The sequence below is a fragment of the Rhizobium sp. RAF56 genome (assembly GCF_052113965.1).
In the GTDB taxonomy this organism is placed as follows: domain Bacteria; phylum Pseudomonadota; class Alphaproteobacteria; order Rhizobiales; family Rhizobiaceae; genus Rhizobium.
On record NZ_JBFRDU010000025.1, the window covers coordinates 52,586 to 76,330 of the forward strand.

The 23,745-nt window shown below is 60.0% G+C and carries 30 protein-coding genes and 1 tRNA gene; 16 read left to right on the top strand and 15 right to left on the bottom strand.

Translation table 11 applies throughout. The features are described 5' to 3' along the window. The first annotated feature begins 162 nt into the window (after positions 1-162). Positions 163-966: an alpha/beta hydrolase gene (locus AB4048_RS20240; RefSeq protein WP_442203779.1), complete on the top strand. Its 804-nt coding sequence runs from the start codon at positions 163-165 to the stop codon at positions 964-966. Between the two features lie 184 nt (positions 967-1,150). Further along, on the top strand, positions 1,151-1,750 hold the full coding sequence (locus tag AB4048_RS20245) for a transglutaminase-like cysteine peptidase (RefSeq protein WP_442203780.1): 600 nt from the start codon (positions 1,151-1,153) through the stop codon (positions 1,748-1,750). 64 nt (positions 1,751-1,814) lie between these two features. Here the strand turns inward: AB4048_RS20245 and mbfA are convergent, their stop codons facing one another. Continuing rightward, positions 1,815-2,798 (bottom strand): iron exporter MbfA, encoded by a 984-nt coding sequence (gene mbfA / locus AB4048_RS20250; RefSeq protein WP_442203781.1) that lies wholly within the window; start codon positions 2,796-2,798, stop codon positions 1,815-1,817. 192 nt (positions 2,799-2,990) lie between these two features. On the opposite strand from mbfA, the gene AB4048_RS20255 reads away from it, so the two are divergent. Then, positions 2,991-3,458 (top strand): group III truncated hemoglobin, encoded by a 468-nt coding sequence (locus AB4048_RS20255; protein WP_442203782.1) that lies wholly within the window; start codon positions 2,991-2,993, stop codon positions 3,456-3,458. A gap of 3 nt (positions 3,459-3,461) precedes the next feature. Here the strand turns inward: AB4048_RS20255 and AB4048_RS20260 are convergent, their stop codons facing one another. From AB4048_RS20260 to AB4048_RS20275, 4 genes are all read right to left on the bottom strand, one after another. Beyond that, positions 3,462-4,379: an EamA family transporter gene (locus tag AB4048_RS20260; protein WP_442203783.1), complete on the bottom strand. Its 918-nt coding sequence runs from the start codon at positions 4,377-4,379 to the stop codon at positions 3,462-3,464. A gap of 71 nt (positions 4,380-4,450) precedes the next feature. Next, entirely contained in the window at positions 4,451-5,017 is a 567-nt protein-coding gene (gene recX / locus AB4048_RS20265; RefSeq protein WP_442203784.1) for a recombination regulator RecX, read from the bottom strand. A gap of 47 nt (positions 5,018-5,064) precedes the next feature. Continuing rightward, positions 5,065-5,589: a GNAT family N-acetyltransferase gene (locus tag AB4048_RS20270; protein WP_442203785.1), complete on the bottom strand. Its 525-nt coding sequence runs from the start codon at positions 5,587-5,589 to the stop codon at positions 5,065-5,067. A 20-nt stretch (positions 5,590-5,609) separates the two neighbouring features. Continuing rightward, positions 5,610-6,179 (bottom strand): helix-turn-helix domain-containing protein, encoded by a 570-nt coding sequence (locus tag AB4048_RS20275; protein ID WP_442203786.1) that lies wholly within the window; start codon positions 6,177-6,179, stop codon positions 5,610-5,612. A 197-nt stretch (positions 6,180-6,376) separates the two neighbouring features. Here AB4048_RS20275 and AB4048_RS20280 point away from each other — a divergent pair, with 197 nt between their 5' ends. The 4 genes from AB4048_RS20280 (at position 6,377) to AB4048_RS20295 (ending at position 10,197) form a co-directional block, all read left to right on the top strand. Further along, positions 6,377-7,630 (top strand): MFS transporter, encoded by a 1,254-nt coding sequence (locus AB4048_RS20280; protein WP_442203787.1) that lies wholly within the window; start codon positions 6,377-6,379, stop codon positions 7,628-7,630. A gap of 63 nt (positions 7,631-7,693) precedes the next feature. Beyond that, positions 7,694-9,526: a translation elongation factor 4 gene (gene lepA, locus AB4048_RS20285; protein ID WP_442203788.1), complete on the top strand. Its 1,833-nt coding sequence runs from the start codon at positions 7,694-7,696 to the stop codon at positions 9,524-9,526. A gap of 115 nt (positions 9,527-9,641) precedes the next feature. Continuing rightward, positions 9,642-9,887, top strand: coding sequence for a type II toxin-antitoxin system CcdA family antitoxin (locus AB4048_RS20290; protein WP_442203789.1), 246 nt, complete (start codon positions 9,642-9,644; stop codon positions 9,885-9,887). A gap of 10 nt (positions 9,888-9,897) precedes the next feature. Beyond that, entirely contained in the window at positions 9,898-10,197 is a 300-nt protein-coding gene (locus AB4048_RS20295; RefSeq protein WP_442203790.1) for a CcdB family protein, read from the top strand. Between the two features lie 85 nt (positions 10,198-10,282). Here the strand turns inward: AB4048_RS20295 and AB4048_RS20300 are convergent, their stop codons facing one another. Together AB4048_RS20300 and AB4048_RS20305 are read right to left on the bottom strand one after the other, a co-directional pair. Further along, entirely contained in the window at positions 10,283-10,645 is a 363-nt protein-coding gene (locus AB4048_RS20300) for a hypothetical protein (protein WP_442203791.1), read from the bottom strand. A 232-nt stretch (positions 10,646-10,877) separates the two neighbouring features. Continuing rightward, a complete protein-coding gene (locus AB4048_RS20305; protein ID WP_442203792.1) occupies positions 10,878-11,612 on the bottom strand; it encodes a type 1 glutamine amidotransferase in 735 nt (244 codons plus the stop codon). 112 nt (positions 11,613-11,724) lie between these two features. Between AB4048_RS20305 and AB4048_RS20310 the strand changes: the two genes are divergently transcribed. Then, positions 11,725-12,018, top strand: coding sequence for a SelT/SelW/SelH family protein (locus AB4048_RS20310; RefSeq protein ID WP_442203810.1), 294 nt, complete (start codon positions 11,725-11,727; stop codon positions 12,016-12,018). 6 nt (positions 12,019-12,024) lie between these two features. Here the strand turns inward: AB4048_RS20310 and AB4048_RS20315 are convergent, their stop codons facing one another. Continuing rightward, entirely contained in the window at positions 12,025-12,483 is a 459-nt protein-coding gene (locus AB4048_RS20315) for a BA14K family protein (RefSeq protein ID WP_442203793.1), read from the bottom strand. Positions 12,484-12,668: 185 nt separating this feature from the next. On the opposite strand from AB4048_RS20315, the gene AB4048_RS20320 reads away from it, so the two are divergent. Both AB4048_RS20320 and AB4048_RS20325 read left to right on the top strand, forming a co-directional pair. Further along, complete coding sequence (locus tag AB4048_RS20320) at positions 12,669-14,090, top strand: phosphomannomutase (protein WP_442203811.1); 1,422 nt, start codon at positions 12,669-12,671, stop codon at positions 14,088-14,090. Positions 14,091-14,171: 81 nt separating this feature from the next. Next, positions 14,172-14,258 (top strand) — tRNA-Leu (locus AB4048_RS20325). Between the two features lie 770 nt (positions 14,259-15,028). Here AB4048_RS20325 and AB4048_RS20330 read toward each other — a convergent pair. The 6 genes from AB4048_RS20330 to AB4048_RS20355 form a co-directional block, all read right to left on the bottom strand. Next, entirely contained in the window at positions 15,029-15,301 is a 273-nt protein-coding gene (locus tag AB4048_RS20330; protein WP_442203794.1) for a hypothetical protein, read from the bottom strand. A 23-nt stretch (positions 15,302-15,324) separates the two neighbouring features. Continuing rightward, positions 15,325-15,552, bottom strand: coding sequence for a hypothetical protein (locus AB4048_RS20335; RefSeq protein WP_442203795.1), 228 nt, complete (start codon positions 15,550-15,552; stop codon positions 15,325-15,327). Between the two features lie 326 nt (positions 15,553-15,878). Next, positions 15,879-16,175 (bottom strand): hypothetical protein, encoded by a 297-nt coding sequence (locus tag AB4048_RS20340; RefSeq protein ID WP_442203796.1) that lies wholly within the window; start codon positions 16,173-16,175, stop codon positions 15,879-15,881. Positions 16,176-16,997: 822 nt separating this feature from the next. Further along, a complete protein-coding gene (locus AB4048_RS20345) occupies positions 16,998-18,050 on the bottom strand; it encodes an SOS response-associated peptidase family protein (protein ID WP_442203797.1) in 1,053 nt (350 codons plus the stop codon). Then, a complete protein-coding gene (locus AB4048_RS20350) occupies positions 18,050-18,370 on the bottom strand; it encodes a hypothetical protein (RefSeq protein WP_442203798.1) in 321 nt (106 codons plus the stop codon). The genes AB4048_RS20345 and AB4048_RS20350 overlap by 1 nt, the downstream gene beginning before the upstream one ends. Positions 18,371-18,377: 7 nt before the next feature. Beyond that, on the bottom strand, positions 18,378-18,617 hold the full coding sequence (locus AB4048_RS20355; protein WP_442203799.1) for a hypothetical protein: 240 nt from the start codon (positions 18,615-18,617) through the stop codon (positions 18,378-18,380). Positions 18,618-18,819: 202 nt separating this feature from the next. Here AB4048_RS20355 and ligD point away from each other — a divergent pair, with 202 nt between their 5' ends. From ligD to AB4048_RS20385, 6 genes are all read left to right on the top strand, one after another. Next, positions 18,820-19,797, top strand: a complete 978-nt coding sequence (gene ligD / locus AB4048_RS20360; RefSeq protein WP_442203800.1) for a non-homologous end-joining DNA ligase — start codon at positions 18,820-18,822, stop codon at positions 19,795-19,797. 179 nt (positions 19,798-19,976) lie between these two features. After that, positions 19,977-20,531, top strand: coding sequence for a hypothetical protein (locus tag AB4048_RS20365; protein ID WP_442203801.1), 555 nt, complete (start codon positions 19,977-19,979; stop codon positions 20,529-20,531). Continuing rightward, entirely contained in the window at positions 20,528-21,178 is a 651-nt protein-coding gene (locus AB4048_RS20370) for a hypothetical protein (protein ID WP_442203802.1), read from the top strand. The genes AB4048_RS20365 and AB4048_RS20370 overlap by 4 nt, the downstream gene beginning before the upstream one ends. Next, on the top strand, positions 21,150-21,413 hold the full coding sequence (locus AB4048_RS20375; protein WP_442203803.1) for a hypothetical protein: 264 nt from the start codon (positions 21,150-21,152) through the stop codon (positions 21,411-21,413). The genes AB4048_RS20370 and AB4048_RS20375 overlap by 29 nt, the downstream gene beginning before the upstream one ends. Before the next feature lie 176 nt (positions 21,414-21,589). After that, positions 21,590-22,198, top strand: a complete 609-nt coding sequence (locus AB4048_RS20380; RefSeq protein WP_442203804.1) for a hypothetical protein — start codon at positions 21,590-21,592, stop codon at positions 22,196-22,198. A 361-nt stretch (positions 22,199-22,559) separates the two neighbouring features. After that, positions 22,560-23,222, top strand: a complete 663-nt coding sequence (locus tag AB4048_RS20385; RefSeq protein ID WP_442203805.1) for a recombinase family protein — start codon at positions 22,560-22,562, stop codon at positions 23,220-23,222. Between the two features lie 274 nt (positions 23,223-23,496). On the opposite strand, the gene AB4048_RS20390 is transcribed toward AB4048_RS20385, so the two are convergent. Further along, positions 23,497-23,745, bottom strand: a 249-nt coding sequence (locus AB4048_RS20390; protein WP_442203806.1) for a transposase, incomplete at its 5' end; no start/stop codon positions are given.

Here is a 23,745-nt window from a genome sequence, read left to right on the forward strand (position 1 = left end):
CGAATTGTTTCGAACTATGCAGCTTTTTTGCTCCCCGCCGGCACGTTCGTCCGGCCCTCTGCAGAGCTGCGATGAAGTCAATAGCACGCTTTAAGACAGAAATCACCTCCTGTCAGCCTCTGCAAGAATCTGTTTTATAGCCCTAAACTGGAGGCCTTTCGCATGACCGTAACCTTGACGACGTGCAATCCCGAATTCCTGACTGTCGGCATCGGCGAGGCCGAGCGCCGGATCGCCTTCGTCGTGCGCCGGACAAAGGACGACGAGCCTGGCGCCACACTTGTCTGGCTGTCCGGCTATCGCTCGGATATGTCCGGGACCAAGGCGGTCGAACTGGACGGGCTCGCCGATCGCCTCGGCCTCGGCTGCATCCGTTTCGACTATTCCGGCCACGGCCAATCGGGCGGAAATTTCGTCGACGGCACGATCTCGCGCTGGCTCGAGGAAGCGCTTGCTGTCATTTCTCACATTGCGCCGAAAAGCGTCGTATTGGTGGGCTCGTCGATGGGCGGCTGGATCGCGCTTCGCCTGGCGCAGGAACTGCGCAGGCGTGGCATCAGCCCCGTGGTCCAGGGAATGGTGCTGATCGCGCCGGCGCCGGATTTCACCATCGACCTCATCGAGCCGAGCCTTTCGGACGCGGAGCGAGCCTCGCTCGCCGAACGGGGTTATTTCGAAGAAGCTTCGGAATACAGTCCCGAACCCAACATCTTCACCCGCCGCCTGCTGGAGGACGGACGGGCGAACCAGGTGCTGACCGGCATCGTCGAAACCGGCTCGCCTGTGCACATTCTGCAGGGAATGCAGGATGCCGACGTTCCCTATGCGCATGCGCTGAAGCTTGTCGAACACCTGCCGGCCGACGACGTCGTCCTAACCCTGATCCGCGACGGTGACCACCGCCTGTCACGACCGCAAGACATCGAGCGCATGCTTGCCGCCGTCGCCGCACTTGCCGTCCCTTAAGAACGTCCGCCGCATTTTCGCCATTGACCATCGGGCCGCAAGAGGCCCGTTCAAGCCGATTTCTGTTGCATTTTAACCATGTTGAAGAGTTGCCTGTGTTAAGAATTAAGTAACGATTGACTTGGCGCACCCCCCTCCTTAACAGTTTGTTAACAAATAGAGGGACGATACAAGGAAGTTGGGCGTGCGTATAAAATGCCTGTTCGTAGCCTTTGTGGCTGTCTTTGCAATGTCGTCGTCGGCCATGCCGGCCTCTCAGAACACCCCCTCGATGGCCATTGGAAACGTGACTTCCCAACCCATCGGCCACTATGATTTCTGTCAGCGCTACCGCAGCGAATGCGGCCCCGTCCGGGACCTCAAGGCTGTCGATCTGAACGCTGATACCTGGGCGCTGGTCACCAAGGTGAACCTTTCCGTCAATAGGATGATCACGCCTGCCACCGACAAGGAAGTCTACGGCGTCGAGGAATTCTGGGCCTATCCGACGACCGCGGGCGACTGCGAGGATTTCGCCCTTCTCAAGCGCCGCATTCTGATACAGCGCGGCATTTCTCCTTCCAATCTCCTGATGACGGTGGTTCGCAAGCCCGATGGCGAGGGCCACGCCGTGCTGACGCTGCGCACCTCGCAGGGCGACTTTATCCTCGACAATCTCGAGAACGAGGTGAAGCTCTGGACGGAGACGCCCTATTCCTTCATCAAGCGCCAGGCGAGCAACAATGCCGGCCGCTGGGTCACCATCGAGAACGGCCGCGACGTTCTGGTCGGCGCTTTGAGATAAGCTGACAGGATCAATTATGCAGAAGGCCGGCTTTCGCCGGCCTTTCCACGTCGGGCTTTCGGATCTAGCCGCTGCCGATCAAAATGCCGGCGCCGAGCACGAGCGAACCGCCGAGAACGACCTGGAAGGCCGCCCTCAGGAATGGGGTTTCCATGAATTTGTTCTGGATGAAGGCAATGGCCCAGAGTTCGAAGAAAACGACGACGACCGCGATCGCCGTCGCCATCCAGAAATGCGGTATGAGGTAGGGGAGCGCGTGACCAAGGCCGCCTAGCGCCGTCATGATCCCGCAGGCGAGGCCCCTCTTGATCGGCGAGCCGCGGCCGGAGATCTTGCCGTCGTCATGCGCGGCCTCGGTGAAGCCCATGGAGATGCCGGCGCCGACCGCGGCTGAAAGGCCGACGAGGAAGGTCTGCCACGTATCTTGCGTCGCAAAGGCGGCGGCAAAGATCGGCGCGAGCGTCGAGACCGATCCGTCCATCAGCCCGGCGACGCCCGGCTGGACGTAGGTCAGGACGAACTGGCGATGGGCAGTGGCATCCTCCGCCTTCTTTGCTTCCGCGGGCGCATGCTTTGCTCCGAGCATTGCGGCGATTTCCTCGTGCCCCTGTTCGGCGAGCGCCAGATCGCCGAGTAACTGGCGGGTCGCGGCGTCCGATGTGCGTTTGGCCGCCTCGACGTAAAAGCGATAGGCCTGCGCTTCCATCGCCTCGGCTTCCCGCCGGATGGCTTCCAGCGGCAGGTTCTTGCGCAGCCAGTCGGGTCGGCGTTCATAAAAGCCGCGCACATGCTCACGCCGGATCAGGGGAATGCGCTCTCCGAACCGCCTGCGATGCATGTCGATCAGCACTTTGCGGTGCGTGTCCTCCACCTCCGCCATGTCTTCGAAGACCTTGGCGGACGCCTGATAGTCGCGTCGCAGCTGATCGGCATAGGCCTGATAAATGCGCGAGTCGTCCTCTTCCGCCGCAATGGCGACAGCCAGAATCTCTTGCTCTGACAGGGACGAGAACGATCGCTTGGATGACGTGAACAACCGCGCCAGCATTATGAAAACTCCAATTTAGAATTATTCTAAATCTAAATTGGTACTATGGAAGGGTCAAGGGCCTTCATCAAAGCAAACGACAGATTGCCGCAAGCCCACGGCCACATCTTGGTGTCTGCCTGGGGCTCGCCTACATAGGGGCTGCTGCGCATCGGATCCGATGATGCGCGAACGCAATGCCTGGAGCATGCCATGACCATTGAACTGACGGGCCGCGCCGCCCATGTCGCCGAAATCCGCGAGCGGGCCGAAGCCGAGATGCGCGAGATCGGCGTCGATGCAGCATTCATCGACCGGCTCGTCGAGACCTTTTACGGTCGCATCAAGGCTCATCCGCGCCTCGGTCCGGTTTTCGACGCCAAACTCGCCGGCCGCTGGCCGGATCACATGGAGAAGATGAAGCGCTTCTGGTCGTCGGTTGCGTTGCGCAATGGCGCCTATGGCGGCAAGCCGGTGCAGGCGCATGTTGGCGTCGAGGGCATGGCGGCAGACCTCTTTCCGGAGTGGCTGACGCTCTTTTCCGAGACGCTTACCGATATTGCCCCCTCGCCCGCCGCGCGCGACTGGTTCATGGCGACCGCGGAGCGCATCGCCAAGAGCCTCACGCTATCGCTGTTCTACAATCCTGCTCTGGACGACCCAGCAAGAAAGCCGGCGTGATGATCAGGCCCGCCGAGGCGACAGCGAGGCGCCGAGGCTCGCCAAAACGACGAGCGTCGTGCCGAACATCTGCAGCACGGTCATTGGCTGGAAGAGGATGAGAAAGCCGGCGACAGCGGCAATGGCCGGCTCCAGGCTCATGAGAATTCCGAACGAGGATGCCGGCATACGCCTCAGCGCCACCATTTCGAGTGCGTATGGCAACAGCGGCGTCAGCACGGCAAGGCCAAGAACATAGGCAAGCGCACCTGGCGACAGCGCCTGCACTGCTTCCACGGCACCGAACGGCAAAGAGACGAGAGCCGCCACTAGCATCGACATGGCAAGCCCCTCAAGGCCCTTGAACGCGGCGCCGACCTTCTTGGTCAGCAGGATATATATTGCCCAGCAGACGCCCGAGCCGATGGAAAAGAGCACGCCGGCAAGATTGCCGACCCAGCCCTCACCATCGAAGGAGAGGAAGAGGACGCCAGCCCCGGCGATCAGCGGCCATACCAGCCGCCAGCCGATGCCATAGCCGATGACGGCAACGGATAGGGGACCCAGAAAATCGATCGCGACGGCAAGCCCAAGCGGAATGTGGCGGATCGCCGCGAAAAAGCACAGCGTCATGCCGGTTGTGGTCAGCCCCAGCAGGCCAGCGCCCAGCCATTGCGATCGACTATAGGTGAGTACCGGCGGACGCGTCAGCAGCACCAGCATGATTGCGGCAACGACAAGCCGGAGCGAAGTTGCGCCGGCAACGCCATAAGCCCCGATCAACGGAGCGGTCAGCGCCGAGCCGAATTGCGCACAGGAAATCGAAATCACGCAGAGCAATGCGCCAGCGGCCATGCTGCGTCCGCCCGAAGCGGCATCCGCCGCCGGCCTAGCCAGCGCAACGCTGCCGTCCGGCCCTACATCCACTGGCTCCATACCCATGCTCGCTCCTATCCAGCCTGCTTCTAGGCAGAAGATCGGCACAAGCCAAATTCAAAATTTCAATCGGAGGATCAATCGCCTTGATGCTGCTCGCGTCTGGACCGGATCACACCCTCGGCCTCCTCGCGGCTCATCTCGAAGACAGCTTTGCCGATGCTGAAGCCGAAACCGTTGCGGGCGAAGGCCGAGAGTTCCTTGGCCTTTCGCTTGTCATCGAGATCGCCGCGGCGGAACGGGCCGAAGCCGCGTTTGCGGCCAAACATCAGCGCCGCCAGGAGATCGTCCGCATTCTCGAGCGCCGCGCGGACGGTATCGCCGTCCACGCCCTTGGCGACCAGCTTCTGCGCGATGATGCGCTTCGACTTGCCGCTGCGAACGCCGGAACGCGCGCTGACCGCCGCATAGGTTTCGTCGTTCAGCGCATTCTGACCATAGGCGAATTTCACGGCGGACTCGGCAACCGCCTTCAGTTGCGCCTCGCTGATGCCCTCGAACCGCTGCTTTGCCTTCCTCGCGATGGCGTCGAACAGCTGCTTTTCCGTCATCATGCGCCGCTCAAGCCTGTAGATGGTCGAGTTGCGCGCCCAGGCGAGCATGCGGGACGTTGGGATATCGGAATGCATCGTCTCGTCGTTCATCGGCGACGTCTGTCCTTAAATCGCACCATCACGTGGGTCCTTTCCCGTCAGGCTACCGCCAACCGCTTGTAAAACAGCGTCGTATCGCAATAGCCGCCTTCCGGCCACATGGCATAGTCGGGAATGACGCCGCAACGGATCCAACCGAGACGCGGATAGATAGCTTCGGCCGGACTACCGGTGGCGGTGTCGAGTACAAGCAGTGTCTTTCCGCGCCTTGCAGCCTCACTTTCGGCCGCCGCCATCAGAAGGCGGGCGATGCCATTGCTTCGCGCCTTGCGGTGGACCAGCAGCTTCTTCAGATCGCCGCGATGCGGCTGGTTCGGCATCTGCGCAAAACCGACCTGCACCGTGCCGACGATCTCACTTTCGATCTCCGCAACGAAAAGCAGCGTCGCGCCACTCTCGACCGCATCGGCAACATCGCGCCAATAGGGTTCGGCATCGGCAATCCCATAGGGCTGCATGAAGCCGACCGACGCCCCGCCTTCGACGCAATCGCAGAGGATTTCGCAAAGGGCTGGGACGGCCGCGCGGGCTTGCTCCGCGTCCAAGAGACGGATAGTCGCCATGATAGTTCCTCGAATAAAAATCAACGGGTGCCGCGGTCGAGCACGACGCAATAGCGCGCGCGCCAGTCGGCGGGATTGTAAAAAATGTGCCCGTCGCCGACGGGCATGAACAGGCAATCGCCGGGCTTGAGGCGGTGAACGGTTTCGCCGACCGTGATCTCCATTTCCCCTTCGAACAGCCAGACATGTTGGGTCATGCCGCGGCTTGCCGCATTGGGTGGAAAGCTGACGCGGGCGCCGACCGGAAATTCGACTTCGACCACATCCACCGGCGAACTGGTTGCCGGCGGCGAGACCGAGCGACGGACATAGCCCGTCTCCGGGTCGCGCCAGATCTGCTGATCGGCGCGGCGCGCCAGCGGCGAGGCCACACCGTCCTCCTCGGCGAAGAAAGTCGACAGCGACAGACCGAGTGCTGCGCAAAGCCGCCCGAGCAGCGAGGCGGTCGGGCTAACTTCGGCCCGCTCGATGCGCGAAATCATGGCGCGGCTGACGGCGGAGGCATTCGCGAGTTCGTCAAGCGTCAGCCCTCGCGCATTTCGCAGCTGCTTTATGCGCGCTCCGATCGCTGTTTCTAGTTCCGCTTCCATCGTCACCCTTTGAATTCCACTATAGAAGAAATACACGTCCCTATATTGGAATCAAGCCATCGTCTCCTATCAATTCACGATCAAAAGATTTCATCTGAAGTGAACCCTTTTGCGATTTGGATCACCGATGCGACTGGCTAGTCTGTATCCATCCACGATTCGCGCGGTCTTCGGCGACGCCCAAGGAAATCGATCCCATGCCCTCCCAGCCAACGACCTCGCCGGCGTCGATAGCATCGATCGTTCTTTCGATGAGCTGCGTCGCGATCGGCAACGGCATGATGCTCGCATACGTGCCGTTTTCGCTGGCGCGCGTAGGAGCTCCTCCATGGACCGCCGGCGCCGCGGTAACCGCGATCGCCTTCGGCGGGCTCCTCGGCTGCGTGATAGGAGGCCCGCTCATTCGCAGAGTAGGCCATGCACGGCTTTTTTCCTGCTCGATGGCGCTGGTCATTCTCTCGGCCCTGCTGATCGCGCTCGGTGTCAACCCGATCCTTTGGGTGGTCGCGCGCGGCATCTATGGCTGCTCCGGCAACATGAACTTCATCATCGCCCAAAGCTGGCTCAACCACGCCGCCTCCAACGACTGGCGCGGCAAAGCGATGTCGGGCTTCTATATGACCTATGTCATCGGGCTGGGTGCCGGCGCGTGGCTGTTCGGCCAAATCCCCGCGGAGGGCAATCTGGCGCCGCTCGCGACGATCTTCTTCACGGCGCTTGCGATCCTGCCGATCGGCCTTACCCGCCTGCCCAACCCGCCGCCGCCGCAAAACGTCAGCGTCGATATCCCCATGGCCTGGCGCAATTCGCCGGTCGCCCTGATCGGTGTACTCGCCGCCGGCGGACTGTCGATGGTGGTGCAGGGCTTTGCGCCGATTTACGCCGCCGGCAATCAGATCCCGCAGCAGGACGTGGCGCTCTTGATGTTCGTCATGCAGTTTGGTCTCCTGTTCATCCAGTATCCCCTCGGCGCGCTCTCCGACCGGATCGACCGGCGTTACGTGCTGCTCATCACCTGCATGCTGATCTGCGGCGCAGGCATTGCTGCTCTGTTCGTCACCTTCGCGAGCCTCGCACTCCTGATGCTGGTCTTTGCAATCTTTGCCGGCGCCGTGGAGACCGTCTATTCGATCGCCAACGCCCATGCCAACGACCGCGCCGACCCGGCCGATTTCGTGCCGCTCGCCTCGACCCTGCTCGTCGCCTGGTCGGTCGCCGCCACTGCCGTGCCGCTCGCCGTCACCGCACTGACGCCGGTCTTCGGCGACCAGACTTTCATCTACGCCGCAATGGCGGTCGCCGCAGCCTACGCGCTGTTCGTCGCCATCCGTCTCAGGGAGCGTGCGGCGGAACCCGCAGCAGGCGAAGGCTTCGAGCTGATGAGCGCGCAGATACCGAATGCCAGCACGCTGTGCGACCCCATGCTGGAAGAGCCGCCACAGACACGTTGAGGGCGTTCCAATCGTTGCCGAACCGCTGCTTTTCCGCTTTGCGGTGAGGGGCGGCGCTGCTATATGGCGCGCATGAGCACCAATCCGACCACTCCGCTTTCGCACATCCGCAACTTTTCGATCGTTGCCCACATCGACCACGGCAAGTCGACGCTGGCCGACCGGCTGATCCAGTCGACGGGCGGCCTTGCCGAACGCGAGATGTCCGAGCAGGTGCTTGACAACATGGATATCGAGCGCGAGCGCGGTATCACCATCAAGGCCCAGACCGTCCGCCTGCACTACGAGGCGAACAACGGCGAAAAATATATCCTTAACCTCATCGACACGCCCGGGCACGTTGACTTCGCCTATGAAGTCTCGCGGTCGCTTTCGGCCTGCGAAGGTTCGCTGCTGGTGGTCGACGCGTCCCAGGGCGTGGAAGCCCAGACGCTCGCCAATGTCTATCAGGCGATCGACAACAACCACGAGATCGTCACCGTCCTCAACAAGATCGACCTGCCGGCCGCCGAGCCCGAGCGCATCAAGGCGCAGATCGAGGAAGTGATCGGCATCGACGCTTCCGACGCCGTTCTGATTTCGGCAAAGACCGGCCTCGGCATCCCCGACGTGCTCGAAGCGATCGTCAACAGGCTGCCCGCGCCGAAGAGCCCGGGCGGCGAAAAGGCGCCCTTGAAGGCGCTTCTGGTCGACAGCTGGTACGACACCTACCTCGGCGTCATGGTTCTGGTGCGCATCATCGACGGCGTGCTCGTGAAGGGCCAAACCATCCGCATGATGGGCACCGACGCGAAATACCAGGTGGAGCGTGTCGGCGTGCTGACGCCGAAGATGGTCAATGTCGACTTGCTCGGCCCCGGCGAGATAGGCTTCATCACCGCTTCGATCAAGGAGGTGGCCGATACGCGCGTTGGCGACACCATCACCGAGGACAAGCGCCCGACGGCGAACGCGCTGCCCGGTTTCAAGCCCGCGCAACCGGTTGTCTTCTGCGGCCTCTTCCCGGTCGACGCCGCCGATTTCGAGGATCTGCGCTCCGCAATGGGCAAGCTGCGCCTCAACGACGCCAGCTTCTCGTTCGAGATGGAAAGCTCGGCCGCCCTCGGCTTCGGCTTCCGTTGCGGCTTCCTCGGGCTCCTGCACCTCGAGATCATCCAGGAGCGCCTTGAGCGCGAATTCAACCTCGATCTGATCGCGACCGCTCCGTCGGTGGTCTATCAGCTGACGATGACCGACGGCAGCGAGCGTGAGCTGCACAATCCGGCCGACATGCCCGATGTCGTCAAGATCGACGAGATCCGCGAGCCGTGGATCAAGGCAACGATCATGACGCCGGACGAATACCTCGGCGGCATCCTGAAGCTCTGCCAGGACCGCCGCGGCGTCCAGACGGAACTGACCTACGTCGGCAACCGCGCCATGGTCACCTACGACCTGCCTCTCAACGAAGTGGTTTTCGACTTCTACGATCGCCTGAAGTCGATCTCCAAGGGGTATGCTTCCTTCGACTACCATCTCGGCGGCCATCGCGAGGGCAACCTCGTGAAGATGTCGATCCTCGTCAATGGCGAACCGGTCGACGCCTTGTCGATGCTGGTGCACCGCCTGGCCGCTGAAAAACGTGGCCGCGTCATGTGCGAGAAGCTGAAGGACCTGATCCCGAAGCACATGTTCAAGATCCCGATCCAGGCCGCCATCGGCGGCAACGTGATCGCCCGCGAAACCATTTCGGCACTCCGCAAGGACGTCACCGCGAAATGCTACGGCGGCGACGCCACCCGCAAGCGCAAACTTCTGGAAAAGCAGAAGGAAGGCAAGAAGCGCATGCGCCAGTTCGGAAAGGTCGAGATCCCGCAGGAAGCGTTCATCGCGGCGCTGAAGATGGGAGACGAGTGAGCCGACCGATAGCTCACTCGACAGGCCATGATCTGGATCGTGGCCAGTCCTTTTCGCATATTGCGCGCGCGAGTTTATGCGCCTAATCTATGCGCATAGGCCATGGGGGCGTTTCTTGAATCCTAAACCCAGCACACCCATCCGGAAAAAGTCGGCCAACCTTTCCGTCGGCGCCGATCTGCTGGCGGAGGCGCGCGCGCTCAACATCAATATTTCGCAGGCCGCAGAAGCTGGAATTCTGCAGGCAATCGCTGAAGAGAATGCGCGGCTGTGGCGCCGCGAAAACCAGGAAGCCATCCATAGCTCCAATCTCTACGTCAAGGAACATGGATTGCCGCTGAGCGGCCTACGCCAGTTCTAAGGAGACGCCAGTGGCTCGGTTCGACGTCTACACCGCGGCCACCACACCCCATCTTCTGCTCGACGTACAGGCCGATCTCCTCAGCGATTTCGCGACGCGGATCGTGGTTCCGTTGATACTCGCCGAGGAAGCGCCAAAGCCTGCTCGCCGCCTCAACCCCGAATTTTCCATCGGCGGCCACTATTATATCATGGTGACCCAGTTCATCGCGGCCGTTCAAGTCAACGAACTCAGGGAAAAGGTCACTGATCTCAGCGCGCACAGGGATCGCATCCTGATAGCCCTCGATATGGCTTTCACCGGCTATTAGGAAGATTCCCCTCTTCCGGCGGCCCCACGCCCGCCGTCGCGATAGCGACGGGCGCTTGCGACGATCGCTTTTCCTGACCTGGCTGCTACTTTTGTTTTCCCTGAAGCGCGCGAGCAATGCTCGGAGACTGGATGTGTTTAGTCTGGTAGTTCACATAGTCTTCGTAGGATACCTTTTCGGACGCAAAGGCGCTGAGGACCCTGCGGCAATACACTTCCGCTGTCTTCGGCAATGGAACATGTATTTCAGCGGAAAGTTTCTTCAAATCTTCCGTCCTTTTGGTCGTATAAATGCAATCTCCAAGAAGATAGTTGTAAAAATTGGGATTGCTTTGCAGCCGGGCGCGTACGTATTCGAACCGCGCTTTTGACCAGACGGCGTTGGTGATGGCGAACGCGGGCGCAGCGATGACGATCGAAAATCCGAGAGCGGCAAGAAAAAACTTCATAGTATCCCCCAAACATGCCTAACCCTGTATAATTATTATGGGCTAATCCCTGGCTGTCAATTTGGCACGCGTAGCTAGGCGGCATTTCGGGGGCGGGGTCGAAGCTGCCGCGGATTTGAAGGGTCGGGCTGGAGGCGGCGCCCTCTGATGGCGCCGCTGCGAGCTCGACTTTTCGCAAAAAGGTCGGTTAGCGCGCAGAATGCGGGAGGTCGATCGTTACCGCCGACAGCGGCTACTGAGCCGCGATCGCGTCGACCGCGTCGGTTGCCTGCATCATGGCGACCCAGGCGCGCGCGATCGCGAGGCCGGCCCTGTCGGCGGGTTCGGCATGAACAGCCGCGATGCGGGGATAATCGGCGAGCCAGCCAGGCGCGCTCCTTTCGACGATCTCCGGAAATTCCTGGCCCCAGGCTTCCACGACCGTCCTGTCCGCCTCGAAGTGAAATTGCGTACCGTAGGCCGCACGGCCGATGCGAAAGGCCTGATTGGGGGTCGCGGCGTTCGACGCCAGGCGAACGCTGCCTTGAGGCAGGGAAAAAGTGTCGCTATGCCACTGAAAAATGGGAAAGCCATCGCTCAACCCGGCGAAAAGCGGATCCTTGCGCCCTTCCTCCGTCAGCTGTACGTCATGCCAGCCGAATTCACGCGCCGCACCCAACCGGTTTTCCGCCCCGTAGCCGCGCGCCAGGAGCTGGCTGCCGAGGCAGACGCCGAGCACGGCCTTTCCGGCTTCGGCAAAGGTACGCATCAGCCGCGCGAGTTCCGGCAAGTAGGGATGGCGTTCGTCATCGATTGCACTCTGCTCGCCGCCGAGCACGATCAGCCCGTCGTGGTCGGCAACGCCTGAGGGGAGCGGTTGGCCGTCCCAGACGTAAAACCACTCGCGCTCGACGTTCGCCTCGGCCAGCGCGACGCCGATCTGCCCGAGATGGGTATTCTGCATGTTCTCGATGATTGCGACCCGCATGCCGTCCTGCTCTCAAATGATTGACGGGCGAAGATGAAGCACGAGGGCGTTGCCGGTGCAAGCGCCGCGTGGCATAGCCGGAACCTTGATGCCGATCCGGAGCCCGATGACGATGACCGACAAGCCGAAAATCACCATCCTCTACTGCACCCAGTGCAACTGGCTACTGCGCGCCGGATGGATGGCGCAGGAGCTTCTGCAAACCTTTACCGATAGCCTTGGCGAAGTGGCGCTGATCCCAGGCACAGGCGGCAATTTCGAGATCCGCATCGACGGCGAACTCATCTGGGAGCGCAAGCGCGATGGCGGCTTTCCTGGGCCGAAGGAGCTGAAGCAGCGGGTCCGCGACATCATCGATCCCGGCCGCGATCTCGGCCACACCGACCGGACCGCCACTGATACGTAGAATCCCCTATCGATCGTAGGGCGACACGCACACCCGGTAGCGGCCGGAGGTCTGCATGTAGCGGTTCGTCTCCGGATTGTAGGAACGGTAGCGATCGAGACACCAGCCGACATGGCGGCTCGTGCCCTCGGTCGGCAAGCGTGCGAGCGGCTGCATTTGAGGCGCTGGCTGCTGCGGTACATTGCGATAATATGGAGCGCTCGGAACGCCGACGGCGCGCGGCCGATAGTAGATCGGCGGCCGGTTCGGCGGCAGGTATGACGGCGGAAAGTTGGGCGGGCGATACCACTGCTGCTGCCCGAAGCCGAAGCAGCCGCGATAGTCGCACATGACCTGAGCCTCTACGACGTATGGCAGCTTGCTCTTGGCGATCACCGGCGCTCCCGGCATGGCCGCGACCTGCGGCGCCTGCAGGAGGAGCGCAAGGCCGACACCGCATAGCGACCGCGACTTAACTCCGAACATGACGAACTTCCTTTCGCGCGACGGCTCTCCATCACGAAAGTAGGGCGTAAGCACGCTTCTGCAAAGCACCGCCGCAGTAACCAGCCGGCGCACGGTTGATCAACGGGCGGCGCTGGGCAATAAGACTTGAAACAATATTGCGGTATCGACTGCGCATGCCGCCATCAAGGAGCATAGGTGTGAGCCTGAAATTCGGAACCAGCGGTCTTCGCGGCCTCTCCGTCGATCTGAAGGGGCGTGCCTCGGCGCTTTATGCGACTGCCTTTGCGCGGCATCTTCTGAAGTTGGGCAAGATCCAGCCGGCGGATCCGATCCTTGTCGGCCGTGATTTCCGCGATTCGAGCCCGGCGATTGCCGCTACCTGTATCGGCGCTCTCGAGCGCGCAGGCCTCAAGCCCATCGATTGCGGAGCGGTTCCAACGCCTGCGCTTGCGCTTTATGGGCTGAAGCTGAAGGCGGCCGCGCTGATGGTCACGGGCTCGCATATCCCTGCCGATCGCAACGGCATCAAGTTCTACCGGCCCGACGGCGAAATCGACAAGGATGACGAGGCCTCGATCAGCGCGGAGGCGGCCGCGATCGGCGATTTTCCGCTCGATGAGACGCCGGGCAAGGCGCCGGATCATTCCGCGCAGGCGGAGGCGATTTTCTTCGCGCGCAATGCGGCACTGCTCTCTCCAAACGCGCTGGCCGGCCTGACGGTTGGCGTCTACGAGCACAGCACCGTCGCTCGCGACCTGCTCGGTTCGGTGCTGTCGCATTTCGGCGCGCGCGTCGTTGCCCTCGGCCGTTCCGAAACCTTCATTCCGGTCGACACCGAGGCGGTATCCGCCGAGACCATCTTCCTGATGCGCGAGTGGGCGAAGAAGTATCGGCTCGACGCGATCGTCTCGGCGGACGGCGACGGTGACCGGCCGCTCGTGGCCGACGAAAGCGGCGAGCCGCTGCGCGGCGACGTGCTCGGATTGATGGCCGCGAACTTCCTCGGCGCCAAGGTTGTCGTTACCCCGGTGACGTCGAATTCCGGGATCGAAGCGGCTGGCGGCTTTACTGTTACGCGCACGCGCGTCGGCTCGCCCTTCGTCATTGCCGGCATGGACGCAGCTCTCGCAGAGGGCAGAGACAAGGTGGTCGGCTTCGAGGCCAACGGCGGAACCTTGACCGCAACCACCTTTTCAGTCGGAGGCCAGATGCTCGACGCTCTGCCGACCCGCGACTGCTTCCTGCCTATTCTCGCGGCACTCCACGCGGCGGCCAAGAACAAGCAGCCGCTCTCGACAGTCGCCAGCGGCTACCGCTTACCGTGCGCGGCAGCCGACCGGCTGGAGAACTTTCCCATCGAGACAAGCGCGGCGCTGATGGCCCATCTAAGGGCATCCGACGCCGATCTCACAGCCTTCCTCGCGCCCCTCGGCAAGCCCGCTCAAACAAGCGACATAGACGGGCTGCGGGTGACGCTCGAAGACGGACGCATCATCCATTTCCGTCCCTCCGGCAACGCGCCGGAAATGCGCTGCTATGTCGAAGCGCCGACCGAGAACGACGCGAAGAATTTGCTGGAACAGGGACTTGGCCTTATCCGCACCTATGCCTCTCACTCCGCTTGAGCGGCTTTTTTTAGGAATGCCGCGAAAACTTCAAAAACGCTGTTGACACCGAAGAGCCACCCCCTTACATGCGTGTCCGTCGCCCAGATGGCGGAATTGGTAGACGCGCCAGCTTCAGGTGCTGGTACCCGAAAGGGTGTGGAGGTTCGAGTCCTCTTCTGGGCACCATTTCCCATTCCATCGACGTTCTTATACGTCGCTGAATGCTCAAAAAGACCCCGGTTTTCCGGGGTTTTTTTAATATACAGCGTCCAACGGCGTCCGCGGCCATTTGTTGGCATCCACGTTTTTTGTTGGTAGGTTCGTTGGTATCCTCAGAGAATGCCAACTCGGCGCGCGAGAGTGGCCGCCCAACGGGACGGCGTTACCGATGACCGCTTGTCGCTCGCTCAATCGCTCTACGAGGGCCGCTTGCTGTCGCTGCGGACCTTCTGGCATCAAGGTAGCGTGTTCGAAGCTCTTGCTCGGCCGCTCCTCGCGCGTTTTCGGCTGGCCGCCGGGTTCCCTATATTTCCCCGCTTCCGCACCACGATAATATTTGCTTTTCTGACCGGCGGGCGTTGGGTCGATTGATACTTGGACATTGTCTCGCTCCTTCGAGGGTAAACCAGCGTCTGCTGACCAGCGGAAACTAAGGCTTTCGGGCCGCTACTGACGGTTGGCTGCCGCTCTCTCAATCGCCCTGATCAAACCCTCCGGCGTGCAATCGCCACTTTTGATTGCCGAGAGGGCGATGGACATAGCTTTGCGTCCGGCCTGGTCATCAAAGTGGGGGGGTCACATGGAATAGGTAAAGGTGGGTCGCAATGGTAAACGCGCGGAGGGCGGGCTTTGTGCGCGTTTACGAGGTCCATCACGGCCCACCATCACAACACCCGTGCAGCGAACTAGTTCCGCCCTGGTTGAAACAGGCTGAGCTGGCGTGCTCTCATCGTAGCCTAGTCGACGTAGCCAATAGCTTCCATCGTCTGTACCAGTTTTGAGAGAGCACCATCGTCTTCCCTCAGGACGGCCAGCATTATTTCTTTTGTCACAGGCCGCAGCACGATGCGATGGATTGAGGTACGAGCCGGGAGTTCGATTTCCGGGTCTGTTTGCATTGCTTGCCTGTGGGTCCGCGCGGCTCGATAGGCATCCTCTCCGGTCGCCTCGTATCCCATCGCGGCCCCATCACCCAATCGAAAACCATGGATCACAAAGCCGTCCGGCATCGCCGCCCCCTTCAAAGCTGCCCTTACTTCGATTTGCTTTTCTTCGCGGCAGTAGCGTTCGATTTGGCCGTCGCCTTTAACACGTCATCGACGGCGGATACCGCGTTCCGAAGAACTGTGTATTTTTGAGCGTTTTTTAGTGCGTCGTCAGGATCGATTTTCCCGCCAACACTGACTAACTTCTCGGCCATATCGTGAGAAACTTGATCAAGTACCTTCCGGTATTCTTCGAGAACTGCGGCAACAGCCATTTCTTCCTCCCTAGGCTAGAGCCTTATTGGCGTTAACCAGTGTAGTCTCGATGGCCCTCAAACTGGTAGGGGCCACGTAAGGTTTGACGCATGCGAATTGGAGAATTGGAGTTATCTTAGACGCGGGCCGCGTTGACGGGAAGTGGGAGAGTTATCGGCAACTTGGGCCGCTTCCGGGAGGCCATCGCGCGAAACCGGGCTCCTTCCCCAAGCGGCCTTGCGGGGGTGTAGTTCAGTCGAGGTCAGCGGAAATCGCTGAGCGTTAATAAGCCTCCTCCGCCACGGCGCTAACTGCGTTGGAATACCGGACCTCGATCGCCCTTCCGCTAGGATGGGCGCTTGCTGTCGCTGCGGACCTTCTGTGCATCCAAGTAGCCGTGTTCGAAGCTCTTGCTTGGTCGCTCCTCGCCGGTTTTGGGCTGCTCGCCAGGTTCCTTGTCCTTGCCGGCCTGCGCGCCGCGCTCATACTCGTTCTTCTGACTGGCGGGCGAGGTGTCAGTCTGTGGTGCGGGGCTCTTCGGCTCAGCGTCGGCCTCAGGTTTCGGGACTTCCGGAGCCTCAGGCTGAAGTGGGTTCGGAAGACGGGATTGCGACCTTGGAATATCGGCGAAATGCTTGGACATTATGACGCTCCTTCAAGAAGGAAACGTGCCATCCATTGCGAGGTTCCTCGGTTTGGTCTCTCCTGTTTATTGACTACTCTGCTTTCCTCGAAGGTTCTTCGGCGCCGCATCAAAAAAAGGCCCCGGAGGAGCGGGGCCAGTTTAGATCAAGAGGTGGGTCGCTATGGTAGGCGTGCAGGCGGTTAAGCCATGAAGTGGTGCAGCGACTAGAGATCCATCACGGCCTGCTGTCATAACATCGGCGGAACAACGTTGTTCCCGTAAACCGACGGTCGGCTGCCGACATTTCCCAGAGAACTAGGCTAAATAAGAAGGCCCCGCAAAAGCAGGGCCAGTGGAGATCAACACAAAAGAGGGTGGGTCGCAGAAGCACTCAAGCCTTGCTGGGGGGGGCCGTCGCTTGGAAGCGCGTCGCGACCCACTCATCTAAAACGCTCTCCAGCCGGTTTTGTTCCCATGGGCTTTCAAATTACTTGGAACCATACTTGGTGTGCTATGGCAGGTTGGATGTTGGTGCGCCGTACCCTCAAACCACTCAAAGGGGACATAGGGTGGAATAGGGTGTGGCGCGGCCCGCCGCCCGCACGGCCCTGATAAAATAGCTCTTGCCGTGCCATGGACGCGGGCCACCCAAATGAACCTCTTTCAAGCCCCGATTTACGCCTTCCGGGTCATATCACGTGACGGCAGGCAGAGATAACTTCACGGGTGTTAAGGACTGGGGACCAAGGCCACCGATGCGGGTGTAGATGAGATCGTATCGGTGGCTTTTTCTATTCTGACGCCGCGTTGTCTCGGCTTCACACATATCTGTCGACGCGATCACACAGCCACTGTTTCAGGCGGCAGCAGCACGAGCCGTTCTTCCGGCAACGGCCGCTGCAATACCTTTGCCTCGCTCCACGGTGCTGTCAGCCAGGTTTCGATTTCCTCCGGCTCGCTCAGAATGACGGGCATCGCCTTTTGGTGGATCGGCTCGACAATGCCGTTGGCCTCCGTGGTTAGGAAGCCGTAGTAATCCGTAGTGATCAGACCTTCCTTGATCTTCCGAACGCTCGACCACTGCGGCACCCAGATGCCAGCGAAAAAGGCCAGCGGGCGATCTAGGCCCGTCGCGAACCACCCATTCGGAGTGCGGCCCCCCTCGGGCTTATTGGCCGGGTCGGGTTCTGCAAACGATGTGAACGGCACAACGCAACGGTTCTCGATGCCAAGCCAGCGCGTCCAGTGTTTACTTGCCGTGTTGCGGACATTGGTCGTGCCGCCGTCCGGCTCCATCTTCAAAAGCTCTTCGAAATCGACCGGCTTGTTCTTCTTGCGCAGCGCGTCCGCACGCTTCGACGTCGCCTGATAGATCGCCTGCGACGAACTCGGTAGTCCCCAACGCACATTCGCCAACTCACGCCCGGCTGGCGTGTTGCGAACGACCGGCCCCATGCGGTCGGGCCACATCTCCTCGAGCGGCTCCATGTTGCCGGTGCTGTCGATCATGGCGCGGGTGATGAGCCGGATCGCTTCCTGGTTCGACAACATTCGATAGAGATTGCACACATTCCCCTCCTTTCGGGTCCATAAACCGGCCTTCGTCACCTCGGCCGGATCAACCATCTGGCCGCCCCAGCGACAACAGAACGTCCGCGCCGCTTCAAGTTCGCGGAAGCAGAACACCAGATAAGTCGCGTCGTCCAGACTTGCAGAATAGTGTTTTGACCCCCGCTCATCAGCGAGCGCGTCGTTGATGACCTCTTCTCGCGCCTGAGGCGTTTGGAAGTTCCATTGCAATACCCGCCCGTCGGTGTTCCACCAGATCGCGCCTTGGTGCGGTAGGGTCGAGTTGATCAGCGCCCGCGAATTGGGATTGTGGCGTTTTGCCATCACAGCGTCTCATCACGCCAAACCGGCACCTGCACGGTACGGACCCGCTCCAGCCTTCGTACGGGCAGCTTGCCGTAATCGGCGCCGGCGGGCGTCTTGACGTAGAAGAAGATGAAATCGCGCCGCCCGCATTGCTCGCAGCGGATCTTCGCGCCGATCTGGTCCAGGCTGATATCCTCGTTGAACTTGAGAAAATCGGCGGGAAAGTAGTAGCGCGTTACGTTGCACATCTGGCAGGTGATCGACAGCAGTTGGCCGACATGCTCAGCGTCGCTCAACTTCCATTTTCGGAGCTTCTTTTGGTAGTTCATTTCCGGCATGGGAGGCTTATCCCTGGTCGGCAGCGCGGTCGAAGAGCGGACGCCAGCCGCGGCCCATACCGCGGCTTATCAGAATTTCCGCAGTAGCAAGCTGCGTGCGCAGATGGCGGCAATCTAGTAGCAGGGTTTTGATTGCCGCCTTCGCATCCTCATCGTGCCAGGCGAGCACTGCTTGCATCTCCCAAGCCACCTGCTCTTCGATGGTGAGGGGATCTTGGGCTTCATTCGGTCTTTCTTGCGGGCGCACGGCTTCACCTCCTGCTGGGTGGACAGCAGTTGTTTGGATCGGATTTCGTTCTGAGCATATTCCGCTAACGGGGAATTTGTTCCTATTATGTTCTCGTTGATCGAGGTGTCAAGTGGCGCAGATCGCCGGTTCGCTTAGATAGTCGAACGATGATCCGTGGCGCGCGTTTCACACTCCGGCGATTGTAAGGGAGGAACCAGACATGCGCAGGGGGAAAAACGGCGGCGCCGGCCCTCGCCCTGACCCGATGCCGGCGCGCATTGAGCCGTGCCTCGCACTTCTGAAAGAAGAGCCTCCCAAGGGCGATGCTTGGATTTACGAAATCAAGTGGGATGGCTATCGGCTTGCGGTCCACGTCGAGCCGAATAACGTGCGCATCCTGACGCGCGGGGGCCATGACTGGACGCCACGGTTCCCCTCGATCGCGGAGGCTGCCAAGGCGCTAGGCCGCACCATGATCCTCGACGGTGAGGCGGTCGTTCTCGATAAAGAGGGCCGACCGGATTTCGGATTGCTGCAACAGGCGCTCGGCGGCCGCGGTGGGAAACGCCGATCGAGCGAGGCCATTCTCTATGTTTTTGATCTCCTCTATTTAGATGGCCGTGATGTCACCAAGCTGCCTTTCTTCGATCGGCGGCAGCTTCTCGATCCACTTTTCGAACTCAGCGAAGGCGCGATCCGACTTTCCGATTACATCCAAACCGACGGGGCAGAACTGCTTGGAGCGGCGTGCGCCAGAGGCCTTGAAGGCATCATTGCCAAGAACAAGACGGCGCCCTATCGATCCGGCCGACGGGGCGACTGGCTCAAGATCAAATGCGTCAGCAGTGATAGTTTCGCCATAGTGGGCTACGAGCCCTCCGAGGTCGGCCATGGCGGGATAGGGCGGCTGTTGTTGGCGGCCAAGCGTGGCGAGGAGCTCGTTTACGTGGGCGGCGTTGGCACCGGCTTCAACGGACGTACAGCGAGCGCGCTTCGTCAACAGCTTGACGCCCTGCAAACGGACAACCCGGCACTCAAACTAAAGCACAAAGGCGCTATCTTCGTCGATCCTAGGCTGATCGCCGAGGTAGAGTATCGCGCTTGGACCGGCGACGAGAAGCTGCGGCACCCGTCATATAAGGGGCTGCGCGCGGAGCAGGATGCGGCGGTCATCTACGAACTTAGCCAAAGGGATTGACTGAGCCGTACTCAGTCCCGCTTGGTTCAAATGCCTCGGCCTCCGCGAGAAAGTTGTGAGGCATTCCGAACATCTCCGTACCAGGCGATTGACCTAAGCAAATGAGCTAGCAATTCTGCACTCGCCTTCGACGCCGGCGCAGAGCGCAATTGGTCATAGGTCTTGGCTGGGAGATAACGGTGACATACGCTCGCTATGCAGACGTCGAGACGAAGTTATTCCCAGTATTGAGCGCTGACTTTCAACGAACAGGCTGCATTGACCCGGTCGACTTCTTGGCGATCCTGACTTGGAAGGCCAACCGCTCCCGAACGAAACATATCAGCCGCTTTTCAAAGAATGGCTTTTCTTTCCGTCAAGCAGTCGAGAAGATCGCGGATGCTGTTTTTACAGCAACGTCTGACCCCGATAGACTTCGGATATTGATGTCGGATTGGGGCTTTCGGTTGGCTACCGCCTCGGCAATTTTGACCGTTTTATATCCGGATCGATTTACAATCTACGACGTTCGTGTTTGCGGGCAACTCAATGCTTTCGAGGATCTAAAAGCACGCCGGTTCAGCATCTCACTTTGGGATCACTACGAGAAATTTAAGAAGAAGGCGATTGCGCATGCGCCCCAAGGGCTCACCTTGCGAGAAGTCGACCACTATCACTGGGGGAATTCCTGGCATCGCGATGCTCTCACGACTATCAATGAATTCGATGGGTCGGAGGTCCCCGTCGCCTCATGAAATCCTTTCAGGAATTGGTCTTTCCGGCGCTCTCGCAGTTCTTTGCGGCACGCGAGCCTGTGCCGCCGTGGTCCCTTTCATACTGGACTAGCGATACTGGCATGACCGTAGTGTCCACCCTGGTTGGGGCCGTTGTCGGTGCGCTTATCGCCGGGGTAATTCAATGGCGCGTGTCGAAGACGGAGTTTTTGAGAAACCGTGAGCAGGCTCGCATCGACCGCATCGACGCTCAACGAGCGGTAGCATTGAGGATCACGTCCAAGATGTTCACCATGACCAACCAACTGTATTCGATCATGTCCACAATGCTTTCCTCACTTGAGCGGGCCAAACAGGCAGGAAACGAGAGCCTCGCGCTCTGGCAGCGCTTTCAGCCAATCTCTGGCATTCCCACCGATCCGTCTCGCATTGATGACGATGAGATTGCGCTAATGTTCGCGCTTGGAAAAGGCGACATCGCGATGAACCTTCATATGCACGGTGATAGATGGGGTCAGAACGTTCAATTATCGCCGGCTACAACTGACCGACCAGATGCCAGCCCAAATGTCCGGTCCTGTCGGTACGACGGTTTTGACAGAAGAGGAACACAAAAGGCTCGGGCCCAGGATGTACGAGTTGGAGGACATTGCACGGCACCTCCGTGACGCGCTGCTTGAGGATCTCGACTATGCCGTGACTACACTTGCGAAGATTGGACCGAGGCTCAAAGAGCACTTCGCGGACGATGCGTTTCCTGTAGCAACATATCCCGCCATTCTGCATGAGCGGATGGAGAAATTTCGAAAGCTTGCGGTGGAGGATGATGTCTCTATCGCCAACGTCCTCTCCTTTTTTGAGACGTCGGGTGCTTTTAAAAACGTTTATGATCAATGGCCGTGAGGCGTAATCGCGGCGCGCGCATACAACTCTGCTTGAGGATGCCACATGCTTTGGAGACCGAACTTCTTCCTTGGTATCGGTCATCAGATTAAACCGGCAACCTCACCGATGCAGAGAAACGGCGGTTGGACGCCTTCAGGATGCAAGTGCGTCACCCGGCTGCCCGGCGAGAGGATTTGCCGGACGAAGTGCAGTCTTATGTCGGCAACTTGGAAATGGCGCTCTACAATCTCAAACAGGAAGGCGCTGCCGGGCGCGCCTTTGCGGTAAGCGCTATAGGGGCGTTGATCGTTGGTCTCAACTATTTCGGATTTCGGCCCACTAGCGCAATTTGGCCGTACCTCATTGGCATTCTTTTTCTGACCGTTCCCTGGTTTCGCTACAGTTCTGAGTTGAAAAAGAATGCCAGCGAAGATATGCCGCGGGATGCCCGGGCGGGGACGTCGACCGATGAGCTCATCAAAAGGGAATGGGAACTCGACTTCATCGTCCATGAGAAGCGTGGACTAAAGCAAGTTATCGAGCCCGCCGCAGATCTAGGACAGCCGCTGGCTTCTTCGGCTCGCAGTAGTTCGCCCAAGCATCAGGGTTCGGCGCTTGGCCAGCGCGTTTGCCGCGCCGATACGCGCGCTCGGTCTCATCGCAAACCACATGGGCAAAGCGCTGCCTCAGCAATCTCGCCCGGGAAGCTCGAAACCTCGCCGAACCAGTCGCGGAACGACGATCGAAATCCGTGCACGGTCACGCGATCTTCATCCGGCGGAGGTTCATCTCCATCGCCATGACGGAGACCCGCTGATCAGGGAGTACGTATCAATTTCCCGCCGCACGGCGCAACCGGTCCGCCGACGGCGCAGCCTCAGTATCGTGAATTCAGCGCGCGAGCATCGCCGCAGCTCACAATGATCGGGGACGGCGTAGCTTTGGCGCCATCTAGCGCAGGGCTCAATCCTACCGCCCGGAGGCGGTTCCAATATCGCCATCCGGCGTGGTCTGGAACGTCGGCAACCGAGCCGAAGGTCGGTCTGGTTCAGATTGAGTATCCCTTTAATGAACCGCTGCTGGGATGGTTTAATAAATGGCAATTGACCATTCTAATCGAACCATCTATATATGAACCATTCTAAATGAACCGATGGGTTTTCTATGTTGGCCCGCCTCTATCTCCGCGCATCCACCGATGAACAGGACGCACAACGCGCCCGCCAGCAACTCGAAGCATTCGCCACGGAACGCGGGCTGACTATCGCGACAACCCACGTCGAGAATGAGAGCGGCGCGAAGCTCGCCCGCCCCGAACTATTCCGTCTACTTTCCGACGCGCGGCCCGGCGACGTCCTCTTGATCGAACAGGTTGACCGATTGTCCCGCCTGACAGCCGACGATTGGCAAAAGCTCCGGGCGGAGCTGTCAGCCCGAAAAGTCCGGGTGGTCGCACTCGACTTGCCCACGAGCTGGACACTAGCTTCACAGTCTGACGACTTCACCGGACGCATGTTTGCGGCGATCAATGACATGATGCTGGACGTGTTGGCCGCCGTCGCGCGCAAGGACTACGACGACCGACGCCGCCGCCAATCGCAAGGACAAGCCAAGGCCAAGGCCGAAGGCCGCTATCGGGGCCGGGCGGAAGACACGAAGCGAAACGCCTCGATCGCCACAATGCTCGCAAGAGGTATGAGCTGGACGCAAGTACAGGCCGCGACAGGTTGCAGTCGCGCCACGGTCGCGAAGATTGCAAAGCGGCAGGTCGTACAAGAGTTACCAGTTGAAAGCTCTGGTCGAGTAATTCATGTAGGCAATACTTAGGTATATCTATCACACCATAAAAACTCACTCAGAAAATCTGGAAATACTTGCCGCCCCCCCGCCCCAGGTGCCGCCGGGGGCGCTAGATATAAATCTGGGAGAAATTGCGCTACGCGAAAAAAATATAGAAATCAAATATTTGAAAGAGTTTCTAGCGTGCAGGAAGCGCTGTTTTGACACGGATTTCGAGCCGCCAAGCAGCAAACGTCTATCGGTTATCGAACTTCGGTTTTGAGATCTCGGGGCTCAGTGTTCTAATACGGCTTCTCACTGGTCAAAACTCATTCGCCCATTCTCTGCGTCCGATGGACATGATGCGCCAAGGCTGGCTTTCGATCTTTCGCCAGGCATCGCAGCAGTGATCGACGATGTCCTCGTAGGATTTGAATACACGGTTTGAGAGCCAGTTTTCGCGCATGAAGTGCCAGAGGTTTTCGACCGGGTTCAGCTCCGGCGATTTCGGCGGGAGTGGCAGGATGGTGATGTTTTCAGGCACGACGAGCTTGTTGGACATGTGCCAGCC